Genomic DNA, 14,297 nt, shown 5'->3' with positions numbered 1-14,297 from the left:
GACTTGTCGATGCCTTAACGATGAGGACAAATCTTCAACTTTTACAATGGACACCAAGCCTAACCCAAAACAACAAAAAGCATTAGAATTGCTTCAGACAATAAAAGTGTAGTCAGGACGATCACGCCGGTTTTTCGAATAAATAGCCGGAATCACAGAGAAATTCGACATTCTGGAAATGGAACTTCAGATTAAAGAGCGGTAAGAGCATGAAGCTGAATTTTTTTTAATAAGAAAGTGCATCTTTCTGTAGACGTGAATTATCCGGACGGCTTATTGAGACTGCGGCCTCACCCTCAAGAGGGCACTTGTACTCACATATGCCGCAGCCGATACAAAGTTCATCAATTGCATAGGGCTGCTTCATCACCAGACGCTGCCCATTATCGTTTACAAGCTCAACTTCCTTAAACTTGATAGCCTTGTCGGCGATTGGGCAGTGTTCCTCGCAGACAATACATGGTATTGCTTTTGCGTAAGGAAGGCAGCGATTCTTGTCAAAGGTTGCAAGTCCGATGCGCTCTTTTTTCTTAATTTCGGGAGACAGTTTCTGAATAGCACCGGTAGGGCATACTTGGCCGCAGAGGGTGCAGTTGTATTCACAATAACCAAGTCTCGGGCTCAACTTTGGCGAAAAAATTCCTTCCAGGCCGGCTTCAAGAAATAAAGGGTGAAGCCCGTTGCCAATACAGACCTTCATACACTCACCGCAGCGAACACAGCGGGTCAGGAAATCTTGCTCTGACAAGGCGCCAGGAGGCCGTAAAAGCTTTGGATTGGGGCGCTTAGAAATGGCCCTCCCAGGCAAAAAAAGAGGAATCGCAGCGCTGCTGATAGCTGTAGTGATAAATCCACGTCGTGAGATATTCATAGAGATCGGCGCAAGCTTAAATGCAAAGCCAAAAGAGATTTGCTTTTTGGGGCAGGCATCGATGCAGTCCAGGCAGAAGATGCATTTCTCCATGGACACGGCTTTGTTGTGATCAATAGCAGCCATGCGACAGGTTGATCGGCAGTTTTGGCATTTACCGCAACGTGAGTTCTCCCCACCTATGGTTCGCAACAGGCTAAAACGTGCTACCAAAGAAAACATAGCACCTAGGGGACAGAGGTTTCTACAGAAAAAGCGGCGTTCAACAGTTTCAAGCAGTAGAACGATAAGTAGGATGGAAAGTGATAACAATGTCAGGGTGTACACTCGAGGATCAGAGGCAAGAATGTAATTCTTCATAAAAGCATAAAGCGGCTCAGTGACTGAATTGACCCAGGGTGGAGCATTCAGGTAGGTAAATGTGAAAAATGATTCTGATGAAAAATTGAAAGCAGGATACAAAGCCAGAGTTAAGGCCCTGACAAGAATAGAAAAGGGATCAACATAGCCCACTAACGGTAGCCCAAAAAGCGCACCAGTCAGAACAAAAAACAAGATGTAGTAACGCAGGTTTTGGTGCTTCCAGTCGGTGGTGTTTGGTGCAGGGCGAGCCAGTTTGTGGCTCATATCAATAATCGTTCCCATAGGGCAAACCCAGCCGCAGAAAAATCGTCCTAAAAGGAAGGTAAATACAATGGTGAAGAGAGCCGGAAAAAGAAGGATAATAAATGTTTTTGCGGCCAGCATTGTGGCGGCCGCAACCAGCGGATCAATACGAAAGATTAGGTTTACGGCGTATTGTAGGTTGTCACTGCCTTGGTAGTCGGTCTTAATAAACAAAAATAGAAAGAGGCACAAAAAGAGGCTTTGCCCTAGGCGCCGCAAAGGAGCCAATCGTCTTCTTTTCATTGGACTATCAGGACTTAAGGATATTAATTTTGGCAATATCCATTTCTCCCAAACCAAGTTTATAGGCTGCGACAGTGGATTCGATTTCTTGCGGTTTCATGTCAAACAGGGTTGTGGCATAGGCGTCAGCTGCAACTGGGTCGGTTGAGGCAATAAGGGCATTTCTGATTTTGACATCCTTTATATCTCCTCCCTGCGGACCGTTTCGGAGTAGAAGGCGCGTGGCATCGACAATGGTCAGCTTGGGCCTGACAACAGTTGCCAAGTCAGCCAGTTTTTGTCCTAAATCATGGTGCATTTCACCTCGATCACCGCCAATAACTCCCATGGAATTTTTCAGGCCGAGGGTAAGCTTGCTTAAACCATGATGCTTGGCGATTGGCACATTGATATAGCAATCCGCCTTCAGGGCCTCCAGATAAATTTCCCGGCGAGTAAGGGACTTACCGCGGTCAATATCTACCGGAACAAATTTGCGGCGGTCAATATGGTCAAGCTCAACCCTCTTATCGTTTAATTTCTTTAAAGATTTTTCAATGCCACTGTTGGTGTAGCAGCGCCGTTTCTCGTTGCATGTTCGGTCAAACACCAAAACTTTCGAAGCACCCGCATCAAGAACATGCTGCACAACAGCCCGAACTACTATGGGGTTGGTATTGGCTCCTTGTTCCGGGGTGCGGTCCCAACCGATATTTGGTTTTACCACAACCGTATCGCCTGGGTTGACAAAAGACTTCATGCCACCAAGGGAAGAAAGAGCCCGTGAAACCAGGGATTCATAGTCAGGCCCTTCGGTAAAACTTAAGGTTGATTTTGCGCCTTCAGCAGCATGAATAGAGCCTGGCACAATGAAACGCGGGACAGAGAGGGAAAGACCTGCAGACCAGAGAAGAACTTCCTTTATGAATTTTCGGCGATCCACAAAAAACCTCATTTAGGTTGATGTTTTTCGGCAAGAACTTTGATAAAAGTTCTTTAAACCTACCATACTAACATAACAAGATACTAATCAGAAGACCCTTATTTTTTGGTTTTATAGCTGCCCAAGAGATCGACTAATTTCTGGCGCACAATTGGTTTGGTCAAAAAAGCGTCCATCCCGGCCTCAAGGGCCTGCTCTTCATCTTCTTTTCGAGCGTGGGCGCTCAGGCCTACGATAACGACAGGACCCTCGGCACCTGAGAGACCTTTGTATTGATCTTTCTCTTTTGAGTTCTCAAGAGCGCGAATTCTCCTGCTCGCCTCCAGACCGTCCATGTTCGGCATCTGGATATCCATCAAGATCAGCCCATAGGCATCGTTCTTTAATTTTTCCAGGGCAATCAGGCCGTCTCCGGCAACATCCACATCACAGCCCTCGCGTTTAATTAAGATCGTCGCTAATCTTTGGTTCACCACATTGTCTTCGACGAGAAGCACCTTAAAGACAGAGGTGAGCTGCTCCTCCTCCTGTTCCTTGTCGGAGGGGTCAGCTGCATGAGTTACTGAAGCTGCTTCCCGGTTCTGTTGGGCAGCCAAATCCACTCCCAGCTTGACAGTAAAACCGAAGATACTCCCCTTACCTACTTCACTACAGAGGAAGATGTTACCGCCCATCAGCTCGACAAGCTGACAGCTGATAGCAAGGCCCAAACCAGTCCCTCCGTAGTTTCTAGAAATTGAGCCATCTGCCTGGGTAAATTTATCAAAAATAGCCACCTGTTTTTCAGCCGAAATACCAATACCTGTGTCACTAATCAAAAATCTAAGAACACAACTCTGCTCCGTCTTCTTCAGCAAATTGACAATAACAGCAACTTCACCTTTTTCAGTGAATTTCATCGCATTGCCGGTCAGGTTCACCAGAACCTGCTTCAACCGCCCCCCATCTCCAACAACACAGTTGCAGACCGCTGTGTCGATATCTAAATGGATACGGATATTTTTATCGTTAGCCGACTTTAGAAACATGGCCATTACGTTTTCAACAACATCAGACAAACAAAAAGTTTCTTCGGCGATATCGAGTTTACCAGCCTCAATTTTTGCAAAGTCAAGAATATCGTTGATCAAGGTTAATAAACCATCACCAGACTGCTTTATGGTCTTAACATACTCAGCCTGCTCGGTATCAAGAGGCGTATCTGTCAGCAAATCAGAAAATCCGATAATCGAATTCATTGGTGTTCGAAGTTCATGACTCATATTTGCCAGAAATTCACTTTTAAGGCGACTGGCTTCAATAAGCTCTTCGTTCACCTTTCTCAGCTCAGAAGTTCTCTCGGCAATCTCACTTTCTAAATTTTTAGCATAATCGCGTTCTTTTTCCTGAATCTGCTGATATTGCCGGTGATTATTATCAACCAACTCTAAATGCTGCGTTTTTAAAACACCGATTTGCCGGGAAAGCTGCTCATTTTCGGTCTGCACATCATTCGATTCGATTTTAAGCAATGCGTATTTAACCGCCGCAGCCACCAACTCCGCCAGCGCTTGGCTACAGTCTATTCTCCCTTCTTTTGAGGGCCAGCAGAGCAATACCGCGTCAAGTCTTTCGACAGCTACAGCACAAAGAGTTCCGCTGTGCACTTTAACCTGGACAACTCCATCCTTTGTGGCTTTTTCGAAGATATCGTCCGGAAAATCAGTAACAGCATGATCATCTTCTGGGTTCCGTGTGAAAACCTCCCCAGACTGTTTCTGAAGTTGGAAGCGTAGCGATGGTATTATCGGGGCGAGAACCTCCATGAACTCATGTTCACGGGCACCTTTTTCTTCCAGATCTGAAAAGACATCATCAAGATCAAACTCAAGCATTAGTAACCCTGTGGATCGTATAAGTCTTTGGCCTTCTCCATCTCCTGCGGAAGGTCTCGGACTATGATCTTGTAGTTGGACATCATCGACTTGACATGCTTAACAAGATGAGGGGCAAGGGGTTCAATTTTTTCGGGCATAACGGCATACTTCATTTTGCCAGCCATATATTCAGACAACTGGAGGATCCCTGTAACACTGTTAGCGGGCGGTTCTTTTCCCAAAGCATGGTGATACCGAATCGCCGTCAGGACATCATCCGGCATTTTCCATTCCTTGGCAAGCTTGTAGCCAACCTCACTGTGATCAGTCCCAATTATCTGACGCTCACATTCCACCAAGGTTCCTTTTCCAGCAGTATAGAGCTGGCAAGCCTCACGCAATAATCCGCCAACGACCTGATCTTCAACAATGAGTCCAATATCATGAATGATTCCGGCCAGAAAAAGATCCTCCCGTGAATCGCCAAAAATCCGTTTACCTATCATATCAGTTAATAAGGCAACAGTGGCAGAGTGCATCCACAGATGCTTTCGTGAAAAGCCCACAGCATCGTCGTCATCATTAAAAATATCTCGCAAAGCCTCAACTGCCACAAGATTTCGCAGGCTCTTCATCCCGACAAAGACAACAGCTTTGGCAATGGATTCTATTCTATTAGATAAGGCAAAATACGGGCTATTTACCAACCGTAGTAGACGCGAAACCAGAATTGGATCAAGTTGAATGGTTTCCTCAAAATCATGCATGGTCGTGCTTTCATCATTGACCATCTGCGTGACTTTAATCGCCACATGAGGAAGGGTTTTTCCGTCTTTAAACTTATCTATAAGTTTTTCAGGGGTGTACATAGAGGTTCAATTCATTCAAAGTTTTGGCTGTGGCGCTATCAGGTAACAGTGAGTGTATCCAGTTGTCCAACAAGGTCTTCCAGAATTCCGACCTCAATATCAGCCTGTAGTCCAGCTCTACCTTTCTTTTCAATATCATAAGCTACCCCACGAAGCCCTTCTACTCCAAGACTTGCCGCAGCACCCTTGATACTGTGTGCTGCATCTGCCACCGCGTCACCATCACCATCGGCCAGGCCTACTTTTATTTTTTCCAGATCAGACAATGAAGAGCTTTTCAACAAGCCCAACAGCTCCAGCAACAGTTCTCTATCTTCACCGGACTGTTCAAAAGCAAATGATTGATCCCACTGCAAATCAGCCATACACACCTCATATACATTATTAACGAAACTGCCACCCCTTGATGTTAGCTTAAAAAGAGTTACACAGGCAACTTATCTTGTTTTCAGTGTAACTTATTCAGCTGACTATTAACAGCAGGCTCACCATTATCTCATATGCCAAGGCGAGAGGCAGAAATCACACCGGCACGAATTATCTGTAGACTCTTCGCCGCAAAACCTACAATGGTAGATCCGCAGCCTCCACGAGTCATTCCCCCGTCAATAATCATGTCCAACTGTTCACCAAATTGCTGCCTAACTTCTGAGGGCGAGGAGGCCGGATTCTCACCGGACAAATTAGCGCTGGTGGCCGTGATCGGTATACCTGTACTAGCCACCAGCCTTTGGGCTACGGGATTGGAAGAGATACGAACACCAACGGTATCGGTGTTGCCGGTTAGAATCGTCGAGACACCTGCTTTAGCAGGAAAAATGAGAGTGAGCGGGCCAGGCCAGAACTGTTCCATAATGTTTTGATACTGCACAGGTATGGAATCAACTAATAAGGGCAACTGCTTGTAAGTGTTGATAAGAACAAGAATCGGCTTACAAAATGGTCTTTTCTTGATTTCAAAAAGGCGTTGCAAGGCTTCGTCATTAAAGGGATCCACAGCAAGCCCATAATAAGTCTCCGTGGGAAAAGCAACGACACCACCTGCCTGTATCACAGCTGCTGCCCGGATAATCGTTTCAGGCAAACAGCCGTCTGACAACACAGCACTACCCATGGTTAACTAGAGCTAACAGCATATCTCTATTCTTTTAGATTTTTCTTCAACCTCTCGAGCCATCTCAGCCTTGAAATCAGCTAATTTATCGACAAGAGAACTGTCTGCAACAGACAAAATCTGACAGGCTAGAATGGCGGCATTTTTTGCACCAGACTTGCCAATCCCCATAGTCGCCACCGGTACGCCGGGGGGCATTTGAACAGTTGCCAATAATGCGTCGAGTCCCTTTAATGAGGAGGAGTCAATCGGCACACCAATAATCGGTACTGTTGTGTGTGCCGCCAATACGCCTGCAAGATGAGCCGCCATACCAGCACCGGCAATAATGATTTTTAAGCCTCTTTGTCGCGCTGTTTCAGCATACGCTCCGGCGCGCTCGGGTGTCCGATGTGCAGAAGCTACAATCAGCTCAAATCGAACATCCATCTTCTTTAAAAAGTCAATACAGCCCTGAAAGACAGGCAGGTCCGAATCACTACCCAGAACAATGCCAACCTGAGCGGTAGAGCTGAAAGCTCGAACCAAGGCCTTTTGACCAATATCTTTACGATAGAAACACCCGTCCCAACTGATTTTAGCGACAGCAGCATAGGCCCGACTAATTGCCTTTTCAAGCGTATCGGCTATTGAAGTAACGCCCAGAACCCGTCCTCCAGCGCTAACAACCTGACCATCCTTCAAGGCCGTACCTGCATGAAACACAACCAGATCTTCACCGAAGTCACTATTAAGACCATGAATAACCTTACCCTTTTCATAGGAGCCAGGATAACCACCAGAAGCAAGAACAACACATACTGTTGGACGAGGATCAATTACAAGTTGAACCTCGTCAAGTCTGTCATCAATAATCGCTTCGACGATATCGACAATATCAGTTTTAACACGCATCAAAAGCGGCTGTGCTTCAGGATCACCAAACCGGCAGTTAAACTCTAAAACCTTGGCAACACCGTCTTTAATCATTAGTCCAGCGTAAAGAATCCCCTTATAGGGAGCGCCTTCTGCTGCCAGGGCCTTTACCGTTGGAATCATAATCTTTTCCATAGCTTGCTTGTGGAGTTCAGCTGTGACTACCGGGGCCGGAGAATAGGCCCCCATCCCGCCGGTATTAGGGCCTTTATCGCCATCGTACGCAGCCTTATGATCCTGCGAAGTGGGCAATGGCAGAACAGTCTTCCCATCTGTAAAAGCGAGAAACGAGGCCTCCTCACCAGGCAGGAACTCCTCAATAACAACCCTGCTTCCAGCTGCACCAAAAACCTTATCAAGGAGTATCAGATCAACTGCACCGACAGCTTCATCAATTGTAGCGGCAACAATAACTCCTTTACCGGCAGCCAAACCGTCGGCCTTGACAACTATCGGCGCACCTTTTTCATGAATATAGGCGACAGCTTGGTCACGATCAGTAAAAACTCCATAAAAGCCGGAAGGAATAGCATATTTTTGCAGAAGATCTTTCATAAACACCTTACTGCCTTCCAAGGCCGCCGCTTTCTGACTAGGGCCAAAAACACGCTGCCCCTTCTTTTGGAAATAATCAACAATACCAAGCGTCAGCGGTTCTTCAGGGCCGACAATGGTAAGGTCAACCCCTTCACTTTCGGCAAAGGCAGAGAGCTTTGCAATTTCGTTAGCTCCGATATCAACACAAGTAGCAATAGAGCGTATCCCAGCATTACCTGGTGCACAAAACACCTGATCAACTTTTTCACTACTGTTTAACTTCCAAACCAACGCATGTTCTCTCCCTCCAGAGCCAACAACCAAAACTTTCATAAACGCACCCCTTTCGATAAATATTTTTTTCTTCTGATTAGATTACTTTTAGAAATGTGCTGATATTACCGCCAACTAGGAACGTAGACGACCCGTACGAGACAGGAATTTTAGTTCTTGACAGTTAACTAGCCACAATTTATCATAAAAAAATGAATTGGTATTCATTTTAAGCTTCAGCTTCGGTTTTTAAAATACAAAGAATAAGGTGCCAAAGCAATGAAGAAGGCCGATAAGCATCAAAAAATCCTTAACTCAGCCATTAAAGTTTTTGGGCACAAGGGATTTTTTAACGCCAGGATATCTGACATAGCGAAAGAGGCCAAAGTTGCGGACGGAACCATCTACCTGTATTTCAACAATAAATACGACATTCTTCTTACACTTTTTGAAGAAGAGATCGGCAAACTTATCATAGAGATTAAAGAGGCTATCGCAAAAGTCACTGACCCACGCGAAATGCTGCACATCTTTGCGACACATCATTTACAGTTAGTGATTAACAAGAAAGAACTCGCAGAGGTTCTTCAGATGGAGTTACGGCAGAGCAGCGAGCATGTCAAAGAGTACAGAGTTAATCAGTTTGCTGACTACGTGAATATTATTTCGGAAATCATTCACCTCGGTCAAAAAAACAACGTCTTTCGCCCAAACCTACTCCCAGGCATTGTAAAGAGAGCCTTCTTTGGCGCCCTTGATGAGGTTTCGCGCCTCTGGATTCTCACTCCCTCACATACGTACACCCTCGAACAAACAGCCGAAACAATCAGCAGTATCTTCCTAGACGGAATTATAGCTCGGCCCGAGTGCGGACCCTGACCCGGCAGCGCACTCGCAAAAACCCTCCACCCTCCTAAGGCACTTCTGAGAGCGTTATCTCAATAACCTCAAATTTCCTCTGCCCACCAGGAGTTTTAACAGTTACCTCGTCCCCTTCTTCTTTACCAATAATTGCCTGACCAATTGGAGACATCACCGAAATACTGCCTGCATTAACATCAGACTCTTCCGACCCCAGAAGCTTATAGGTAATTTGCTCATCCGAATCGAGATCAACCAAGGTTACAACAACACCAAAGACAACCCGGTCAATTGGAACCTGGGTACAGTCTATAACTTCGGAGCGCCCCAACTTGTCTTTAAGCTCCATGATCCGACCTTCAATATGACCCTGACGCTCTTTGGCGGCATGATACTCGGCATTTTCTTTAAGATCGCCATGGGCACGCGCAACTTCAATTGCCCTTACAACATCCATTCGATCGTGTCTTTCAAGTTGCGTCAGCTCTTCACGCAGACGCGTGTGACCAGTTTTTGACATTGGTACTCTAACTACCATCACTACCCTCCAAAAGGAAAAACCCTGCCATAATATGCAGGGTTAACAAATATAATTTTATTATGATAACCGGTTACGTTATTTGGTCAATTTATCTTTTACTTTTTTAACAGACCGATCCGGCCTGCAGTTACCATCTCGTCAGGAGTAGGTCATCCCAAGTTTAGGGACCACCCAGCCACCGACAAAGAGTATCACAACAAAGATTGCCACTATTTTCAAAACTTCCTGCCAGCCATCCACTGTTCACTCCTACTCATTGGGTCAGTTTTGCTCAGAAAAGGTTGAACCCCTATTCACTCAAGTCGTTAAACTCATCTATTAGTAACAAATTAAGGCGTAACATGCAATGCTGCACAGAGCAATCTCTTGGCAGATACGTGCATTCTAAAAAAACCATCAATTGTTCACTTTACCAGCTATAACTAGCGGTAAGAGAGTACAGTTTCTTTCGATAAACTGGAGATGAAACCAGTTCGCCCTCCGCACTCAACAGCAATTCAGGCGTAATTTCGACAAAAAAACCGCCTTTTGCACCTTGAAATCCATTCCCGGCAGAATCATGACCTAGATAATATTCTACGGTATAATGTTTTGTCACTTTACGGATAATTGAGTCATTGCCAAATTCGTGTTTGTACAATACCCCAAACTGATTTGACCAATAATTTTTGGGTGACCAATAAGGGTGATCATCTTTTGAGAAACCATCGCTGGTCACAGTGCCACCCTGACTCGCACCTTCATTGGACTCTTTGAAATCATATTTATAAATAAACTGGAGATAGGTCGGCTGTGAAAGCAGAAGATATGATGCCCATAAACCGTAACCTGTCGTCCAGTTATTATCAGAAAAATCAGCCAGTGAATACTCCCCACCTAGATCAAGGCGATAAAACGGCTCAAACACAACTCCCGCCAACAACTCTTGACGGACAATTTCCCGGCGTACGCTTGCTGTCGTATCGGCCACAATATCCCTCTTAAGCGACAAAGAACCGACAAAGGCATCTCCAATACTGCCAACGCCTTCAATGCCAAACATAAAGGTGTCAGTATCACCTGAATCCTGCCTTTCAACACCAGTTAAAAGTCCAAGAGTCAACCCTGAAAAAAGAGTCGCTTTATAATTGAGGGCGAGTCGATTGGCACGAACCACATCATCCCACGATTCAGATCGATAATTTATTCGTGAAAGATCAAGCGTCGTCTCTCGTCTCGTTTGCGGAGAATACCAGACACGTAACTGCTGCCAATCTTTGGCGATATTTTTATAGCCATCACGACCCTGTTCCCGAGAATGTGCTGTGGTGAAGGCAAGTTGCGGGCGCTGCTTAAGCCTGTTTAAAGAAATGGATTCATCAAGCCCGGCAATAAATGTTCCATGCCCCGTAAGCTTTTCATAGACGATTGCCTCACGGCCGAACTCACCAAGACGCTTATATACCCCGGCAAGTTCATACAAAAGAACCATATCGTTGGGATACAGCTGAATTAAATCCTCATAAACCTTTTGGGCATAAAAATACTCCTCTTTACGGATAGCATTGCGTACAATCAGCTCCCGTGAAAACTGCTGCTGCCAGCAATACTGAACGTAAAGCTCTGAAAGTTCATAATTAAAACCAGTTTCTGCCGTCTTTAATGAACTGACAAGATAGGAAGGCGTCATAACAAAATCCAGAAGAGACTCCTCGGGATTTTTAACGGCAGAACGGAACAGTTTTTCCAGAAAAGACGGTTGTTTATCTATCTCCGGCAGAGGCACATTAAACTGCTCTCTGAGGCCGTAAAACCTCTGGAACGGTTGGTCTTCACCTGCAACTACAGCCTCATAGCGCTGAAGAGAGTCCTTCTTTTGGTTTTTGGCCCACAAAGCTCTAGCCTGCAAAAGAGTGAGAGTATACCGATGCGCCTGCCCAGGAAATGTCTTAACACGCTCGATAACTTCATCGAAACTACCTCGATACAACAAAATAGCGGCAAGCTCAGCCTGAATCAATGAATGATCAGGGAAATCCTGAGCCAAAAGCCTGAACTTTTCTTCGGCCAGCTCAACCTGGCCGGAAAGCCTTAAGGACCTGGCAACCAAGAGCATAGCCTTCAAAGAGCCTGGCCAGCGGGCAACTGCCTTCTCGGCCGCTGCACCCATTAGCTCGAAGCGACCAAGTTTTTCATAAATCAAGGATAATTCAATTAAACGCGCGGCCTGGGTATGAAACAGGCCCAGTCTCTTTTCTGTTTCAGGATCAAGACCACCAGTCAATTGCAAACCCGCAATAGCCTCGGGTGAGGCGGGGGATAGTTCAAGAATCTGCTCACAAAGCTCACGAACTGAAAGCGCTGAGCCTACTTCCATTAATTGGGGAAGAATTGCCTCCAGGCGCCCTAATAGTTCTGAAGAGGTATCGCCTCCTGATTCCGCAGGAAAAGATCGTTCATTATCTATGGTTGCAAGGAGGGAAAGCAGCTGCATTTTTGCCTTTCGCCTTTCACCCTTCGCCAATAGCAGTCGGGCTGCCAAAAACTGTCTTTGCCAGACAGAAAATTCTATAGAATCCGCCACTGCCGACAACCATGCTTCAGCAGCATCTAAGTGGCCATTTTCGAGATTAAGCTCGACAAGGTGTGGGACAAAGAGATCAAAGTCACGAGTTTCACTCAGACCCTGGCGCAAAACAGATTCGGCCTCATAAAAGAGATTCTCCTGGCGGAAACATCGCGCCAGTCCAAGGTAACCCAGCTTTTTGAGTCTGTATTCTTGGCCGGCACCCTCCAGACTGACCAGTTTTTGAAAAAGTCCACGCGCCTGTTCAAAGGATCCCGCCTGCATAAATGCCTGGGCAGACTTGAGCAGCTGCTCATCAGTTAACTCCCCCCCAGCAGACTCAAAAAGCATCGTGTACTGCTTCTCTGTTTCGCCAAGATCCCCGAGCATACCCGCCGCATTAAGTGCAGCAATTCGTACCGTCAGATCCTCCGGAAAACCAGCCAACACAGTCTTAAAATCAGCAAGTGCATTTTCAAACTGAGTTGTATGCTCCATAAAACGACCACGCAAACGATAAAACTCGATCGGCACATTCAGTTTGGATTCGGTCAATTTTCCTAAGACAGATCCGCACCTCTCAAAAGCACCTCTGCCAAGATACATTTCCGCCAAGCGCAAATGAACCGGGATATCGCCTGGATCGAGCTCAGCGATAACCTCAAGAACATCAAGAAGTTCATCATCACGTCCAAGTTTTTCGAGTAAAGCGGCAATTGGTTTGTACACCTCAACCACTCCAGGAGCGATCCGGGCAAGTTCTCTCCATATCTTCAAGGCATCTTCATCCTTGCCAAGTTCAAGAAAATTACTGGCAAGGGCCGTAAGAATTTTCGGATCATTTGGCGACAATCTGAGAAGACGGCGATAAATGCCAATTGCCTCCTGGGCAAGTCCATGCTCATCATAAAGCTGAGCTGCTTTTTTTAAATTTGCCTGATCCGGTGAGCTCTCAATTTCAAAATAATGCTCCAGCGCTGCAAGGGTCTCATCCTTATTGCCAAGCGCAGCATGAATATTAACAACAAAGCGGGAAACTTCTTTATCCTCAGGTTTTCGGGCCAGGTACTCTTCAAAATAAACCAGGGCCTTGGCAAACTCCATCATGCCAACGTAACACTGGCCAATTTTGCGCACAACCTGCTCATTATCCGGCTCAATTTTGTGCAAAAGCAGAAAATGCGGTAGTGCTTTTTCGACCTCGCCATTTTTCTCATAAAAAGTCGCCAACCATTGGAGCGCCTCGATATTCTCAGCATCAAAACTCAGGAGCTGATTCCAGTAGCCGGCAGCCTGCGTTTTTCTATCAAGCCTCTCAGCAACCCGCGCCGCTAAAGAAAATGTCAGACCATTGGCCTTTGGTTTTTTCACCAGTTGGCTTAGCTTTTTCTCCGCAAGATCCGTGTAACCGAGCAGAAAAGCCTGCTGGGCATAAAGTTGTTGAAGTGAAAAATCATCAGGATGCTTGTCGGATAGACGTTTTATGAAGGGATAGGCCTTAGCGGACTGCTTCTGACTCAACAAGCAGAAAACAGTTCCGGCGTTAGCAAAACTACTGTCAGGATCAACTTCTGCTAACAACCCATATGATTGAGCGGCACGATCAAGTTTTCCAACTCGAAGCTGCAACGCTGCCAAGGCAGCAAGAAAATCCTGGCGCGTCGTATCCTCCTCAACAAGAACAGATACACGTTCAAGTGCCTCTTGGTTACGGTTGGTCGCAGCCAGAACATTAGCAAGCTCCCAGCGAACCTCCATAACATCCTTGGCCTCAAGTACTTTCCCATACAGTGTTTCAGCGTCGGCAAGATTGCCTTGCTGGAGGTGCTCTCGAGCGCTATCCCCATCGACTTTCCAAGCGGGCAGCAAACCATCTGTGAGCAGAACAAGGGAGGATTTTCGAGTCAAGGTTGCCAATTCAGGCATCTGATCAAAGCCGTAGCCGTATAAAAACGACAGATCATCAGGGATTTCCTGGGCGGAAGAGGAAAAAGGGCAGAGGAATAGTGTCAGGACAAGGGCGAAAACCGATAAAAATATTGACCTGTTTTCAGCAGCGCTGTTCACCGATTGATCTAATTTAA

Annotated in this window: 10 protein-coding genes; 1 reads left to right on the top strand and 9 read right to left on the bottom strand. The window is 46.0% G+C overall.

The window, feature by feature from the left end; all coding sequences use genetic code 11:
• Positions 1 to 226 precede the first annotated feature (226 nt).
• The 7 genes from HQK80_02520 to purD form a co-directional block, all read right to left on the bottom strand.
• Positions 227 to 1,780, bottom strand: coding sequence for a 4Fe-4S binding protein (locus HQK80_02520; protein MBF0221094.1), 1,554 nt, complete (start codon positions 1,778 to 1,780; stop codon positions 227 to 229).
• 7 nt (positions 1,781 to 1,787) lie between these two features.
• Positions 1,788 to 2,702: a DUF362 domain-containing protein gene (locus HQK80_02515; protein ID MBF0221093.1), complete on the bottom strand. Its 915-nt coding sequence runs from the start codon at positions 2,700 to 2,702 to the stop codon at positions 1,788 to 1,790.
• 98 nt (positions 2,703 to 2,800) lie between these two features.
• Positions 2,801 to 4,576, bottom strand: coding sequence for a response regulator (locus HQK80_02510; GenBank protein ID MBF0221092.1), 1,776 nt, complete (start codon positions 4,574 to 4,576; stop codon positions 2,801 to 2,803).
• On the bottom strand, positions 4,576 to 5,427 hold the full coding sequence (locus HQK80_02505) for an HDOD domain-containing protein (GenBank protein MBF0221091.1): 852 nt from the start codon (positions 5,425 to 5,427) through the stop codon (positions 4,576 to 4,578). The genes HQK80_02510 and HQK80_02505 overlap by 1 nt, the downstream gene beginning before the upstream one ends.
• Before the next feature lie 38 nt (positions 5,428 to 5,465).
• Entirely contained in the window at positions 5,466 to 5,792 is a 327-nt protein-coding gene (locus HQK80_02500) for an Hpt domain-containing protein (GenBank protein ID MBF0221090.1), read from the bottom strand.
• Positions 5,793 to 5,923: 131 nt separating this feature from the next.
• Positions 5,924 to 6,541 carry a threonylcarbamoyl-AMP synthase gene (locus HQK80_02495; GenBank protein MBF0221089.1) on the bottom strand — a complete coding sequence of 206 codons (618 nt, stop codon included), beginning with the start codon at positions 6,539 to 6,541 and terminating at the stop codon, positions 5,924 to 5,926.
• 12 nt (positions 6,542 to 6,553) lie between these two features.
• Positions 6,554 to 8,326: a phosphoribosylamine--glycine ligase gene (purD, locus tag HQK80_02490; GenBank protein ID MBF0221088.1), complete on the bottom strand. Its 1,773-nt coding sequence runs from the start codon at positions 8,324 to 8,326 to the stop codon at positions 6,554 to 6,556.
• 219 nt (positions 8,327 to 8,545) lie between these two features.
• On the opposite strand from purD, the gene HQK80_02485 reads away from it, so the two are divergent.
• Entirely contained in the window at positions 8,546 to 9,145 is a 600-nt protein-coding gene (locus HQK80_02485) for a TetR/AcrR family transcriptional regulator (GenBank protein ID MBF0221087.1), read from the top strand.
• Positions 9,146 to 9,179: 34 nt separating this feature from the next.
• Here HQK80_02485 and greA read toward each other — a convergent pair whose 3' ends face one another.
• Positions 9,180 to 9,665 (bottom strand): transcription elongation factor GreA, encoded by a 486-nt coding sequence (greA, locus tag HQK80_02480; protein ID MBF0221086.1) that lies wholly within the window; start codon positions 9,663 to 9,665, stop codon positions 9,180 to 9,182.
• A gap of 412 nt (positions 9,666 to 10,077) precedes the next feature.
• Complete coding sequence (locus HQK80_02475; GenBank protein ID MBF0221085.1) at positions 10,078 to 14,280, bottom strand: tetratricopeptide repeat protein; 4,203 nt, start codon at positions 14,278 to 14,280, stop codon at positions 10,078 to 10,080.
• Positions 14,281 to 14,297: the final 17 nt, after the last annotated feature.

The organism is Desulfobulbaceae bacterium (assembly GCA_015231515.1).
In the GTDB taxonomy this organism is placed as follows: Bacteria; Desulfobacterota; Desulfobulbia; order Desulfobulbales; family VMSU01; genus JADGBM01.
Note: the sequence above shows the minus strand (reverse complement) of the source record. Positions and strands in the feature narration are given on the sequence as shown.